Origin of the sequence: Pseudoalteromonas sp. S1609 (assembly GCF_005887255.1) — a bacterium.
Taxonomy (GTDB): Bacteria; Pseudomonadota; Gammaproteobacteria; order Enterobacterales; family Alteromonadaceae; genus Pseudoalteromonas.
Map to the genome: position 1 here is coordinate 1 of NZ_PNDJ01000127.1, position 363 is coordinate 363.

General features: G+C 36.6%; 1 pseudogene. It reads right to left on the reverse strand.

What is annotated here, in order from left to right:
- Nucleotides 1–94: 94 nt before the first annotated feature.
- Nucleotides 95–363: pseudogene (locus CWB76_RS19025) on the reverse strand (mechanosensitive ion channel); the annotation flags it as partial.

Genomic DNA, 363 nt, shown 5'->3' on the forward strand with positions numbered 1-363 from the left:
TTAATTTTAGCAACTAAACAACCAGAAAGCGGACATATGTCCTTACATTGAGTTGTTAAAAAATATAGCAAAATAACGCGACACTTTTTAAATACTACTTTTTCACTAATGAGCGTTTAAGAACAATTTCACCATCAATATGAAGATCTCGCTGCGGGAATGCAATCACCACATCGTGTTGGTCAAACACTTCATAAATCCTAAAACGAATATCACTGCGGACTTGTCTTAATCGAGTTTCTGATTCAGCGCAGACCCAAAAAATAGCATTAAAAACTAGCGAGCTATCTGCAAAATCATCAAACAATACGGTTGATTGAGGCGTTGCCAATATTGCCTCATGCTCACCTAATACTTGCTGAA